The sequence below is a fragment of the Caldisericum sp. genome, assembly GCF_049967455.1.
Taxonomy (GTDB): domain Bacteria; phylum Caldisericota; class Caldisericia; order Caldisericales; family Caldisericaceae; genus Caldisericum; species Caldisericum exile_A.
Genome location: NZ_JBMFSR010000068.1, coordinates 1 through 3657, shown reverse-complemented (window position 1 = coordinate 3657; position 3657 = coordinate 1). Strand labels below are relative to the sequence as shown.

Below are 3657 nucleotides of genomic sequence, written 5' to 3'. Positions count from 1 at the left end.
ATTGCATAAGTCTTAGTATCGCTTCCTAAATTGTTTGCATTATCAATTACCCAGACTTTAATATCGTGAGAGCCAGCAACAAGCCCGGTTATAGTATAACTCGTTGCATCAGGAGGTAGCATATGGTAACTGTTGTCCCAATCCACCTCATAGCCCCAAATGCCACTTGATGGTGAAGCATCTGTTGCAGGACCCCAATTCACAGTATATGTTCCATCACCATTATCAATAATTGATGTAATATGAACCTCTGGTGAAACTCTATCAACACTTACTGGGAATTCAATTACTTGTGGTGGATCATAGAACATCTTATTGAAAATCTTTGGTGCAGTTGCAGTGATGACAAGTTTGTACTTTCCATCTGAAACAGGATTTCCGTTAGAATCAGTTCCATCCCAAAGCCATGGAACATTACCAAAGGAATACCAGCCAGTACCATAACTTTGCACCATCTTAAGCAGGTAATCCACATTATCAATTGTCTTTACAAGGTTATTTTCTTGGTCACGGATTTCTATTTTCACATTTTGAATGTTCCTGAAAGCCCAGAAATCCGCTTCAAGTTCATATGTTGCAGGATTAAATGCAATTGCATTTCGATCAAATTCTCCATTGAAGTTAATACCTGCATAGAACCAATTGGTTCCATCTGTTAACTCTGGCCAGGTTGCAGGATAGCCACCAGTAAGATAATATGAAAGCCCGCCCATCGGATCGTCTGGAGGGAGGTCAATCAGCGGGTTGAAGTCCCAGGCATTTTCATCGGTAAATTGGTTCCAATGCCCGAGCACGCCCATATAAGGGATGTTCACTTCGCCTGCAAGAGCTCCACCTGCATCAGGAATTGCTCCCGACGGAACAAACTTTACAAATCCTTCAAGGTAGTTCCAGCCAGTCCAGTCAGCAACTGCGGTAGCATCAATCATCACCACAACATCAGCAGTTCCGCCTGCAGGGACAGTTACAGAGCCCGAAGGAATCGTAGTAACAACCGCTCCAGTGAGTGCACGTGAAGTAAGATTAAAGTTTGTTGTCTGGCATGTTGAAGAAATATTATAGGTTGCATCAGTTGAACCGGTGTTTGTGAGTCTTGCCGTGAAAACAACTGGTGCGGTTTTGTAGCTTGGAAGTTCGCCAAGTGCAACATAAGGAGTGCCTTTTGCAGAATCAGTCACAAGTACATTGTTATGAAGTGCATTGTACACGTCAACTCTTCCTGCGCCCTGCTTAAGCACGGAATAAGGCAAGCTTCCTTGCATAAGAATCTTTGCAGTGTTCATTAAGGAAATCTTCACCTGCGCTGGGGTCCAGTCAGGATGAGCTTCCTTTACAAGAGCCCCAACTGCTGCAACATGAGGTGAAGCCATTGAGGTACCAGAGTAGTTTGCATAGCCACCCATTGCAAGAGGAACAGTGGACCATATGCCGCCGCCAGGTGCTGTAATTTCTGGCTTGAATGACAGATCAGGAGCAGGTCCCCAGGATGAGAAATCAACCATCGTGTCGCCTGCCTGTGGAACGCCAACAGTTGTATTAGGCTTAAAACCAACAAGTCCCGTACCATCGCCTGTCGTCGTTGCATATGGAAGCATAGCATTGCCATCTGCGAGGCTAATAAAAACGGATGGGATATTGGGCGCACCAGAAGTGCTCATTGAAATATAACCTGTGGTGTTATTAAATATAATTACACCTTTCGCACCTGCATTGTAGGCATTGGTGATTTTTACAGCAAAACTATAACTGCCTCTCTTAATGAGAGCAATTTTCCCTGAAACAGAAGCAGGGAAATCGGAAGCACTTCCGCCATATCCGCAGTAAACATAAGGATACCCTGCGCCGTTATTGTCACCAAGCGCTGCAACTGGATCAGGTGAAGTTGAACCTACTGTATATGCATAATTCACTTGGGGCGTTGGAGCAATTCTTGTAAGCGCAGGATACGTAGACATTGTATTATAAGAAGCTGCAACTGAAATTGCAGAAGGAGTTACTGCTGGTGAACCGACCGTTGCATAGTCAGGGAAGAATGGGTAATATCCATAGTCATAATACGACCAGTATGAATTTCCTGCAGAGAGTGAAACAAATATTCCCGCATTAATGCAATTTTCGATTGCTGCCTGGTCGGGCGCAGTTGGGTCAACAAAGCCTGCAACTGCACCAAAGCTCATATTGACTGCAGCAACTGGCGGGTGAGTGCCCTCAGGTCCATTATCAACGTTTAGCGGATCTGCCATATAGTCAAAAGCATGCGCAATCGTGAGGTCTGAGGCAGAACCAGTGCCACCTGGAACAATCTTTGCGATTACGATTTTTGCCTTTGGCGCAACGCCTTTAACCACGCCATCGGCTGCCATAATCCCTGAAACATGCGTTCCATGGCCGTTAAGGTCCATTGGGTCAGCATCACCATCACCAAAGTCCCAGCCTGCCGGGATTTTTGTGGTTGGGAAACTTGTGCCGGGGCCGCTTCCGCCAAGGTCAGGATGTGTATAATCCACACCTGTATCAACAACACCTACATACATTCCTGTGCCATCAACGCCTGGGTCAGTCCAAACGCCATTTTCTCCTGCGCCAATCAGAGGCACGGAATAATTGAGGTCAGTCGTGTACATTGTCTCTATATGCACCTTACTCTGGCCAAATCGTGCATACAAATCTTTGATGTTCTTGACCTGAGTCTCAACAATCACGCCATTGTAGGCCACATACATCTCGTCCTTCACAGTAACTGGAAGCCCTGCAAGCTGGTTCTTGATGGAGTTATGTTCAGCTCTCAAGGTATCGATGTAGTTTACAACTTTTGTCCTGTCAGCTGGAGAAAGAGTGGTTGATTCAATAGAGATTTTGTTGTCGCTTGCGTAGCCGAGGGCTGTTTTGCTTACTCCATCAATGGCAACTTTTACATATGCGTTGCCATCTTTGATGTTCTTAGCGTCAGCAAGGCTCTTTGGGATTGCTACACCATCAATCATTTCAGTAGGAAGTTGCTGAGATTGGGCTTTAGGGTTGGTAGGAGATTTAATGTGCTGTGAAATGTAGTCCATCTTCCTTTGAATGACAGAAGACGGATCAGCTGCCTTGGTAGTTGGCGCAACGATTCCCACAGTCAGTGAAAGAACCATCGCAAAAACCACCAAGATACTTACGGTTTTTTTCATTTTTGATGCCTCCTTTTACAAATTTTTAATACTCCTATTATGTTTTACGGAAATTTTCTTTTTTGTCAAGAGGTTTTTCAAACGAAAAATGAGAGAGTTTGCAAATAGAATAGCAAAACGTCCATCTCAAAAAGCGGCCTATGTAGAAAAGGGCTGCCTTTATGAGGCAGCCCTTAAAGTATCAGTTAGAGGAGATGGGGGGGTTATGCTGGTGGATATTGGTGAGGTATTACCCAGAAGTGGCCTGATTCATCATAGTACTGGTTACCTGTACCCCAGGTAAGCCATCCACCAGTTGAAGGATCATAGACACCAACACGGACTCTACAACGGAGAGGATCTACGATTGTTTGAGTTGAGAGATTAAGGTCAAAGGAACCATTTGCAAGGTCAATGTTCTGTGCAACAATAGACCAGGATTGACCATTGAAGAATAGGACTCTTATCTTACCTTCAGTTCCTGTGAAACCTGCTACTTCCCAGGTGA

General features: G+C 44.8%; 2 protein-coding genes. Both read right to left on the bottom strand.

Annotation, left to right across the window (positions count from 1 at the left end; translation table 11 throughout):
• Positions 1 to 3170, bottom strand: a 3170-nt coding sequence (locus ACP5SP_RS07570; RefSeq protein WP_428076431.1) for a S8 family serine peptidase, incomplete at its 3' end; no start/stop codon positions are given.
• A 203-nt stretch (positions 3171 to 3373) separates the two neighbouring features.
• The coding region (locus ACP5SP_RS07565) for a hypothetical protein (protein ID WP_428076429.1) at positions 3374 to 3657 on the bottom strand (284 nt) is incomplete at its 5' end.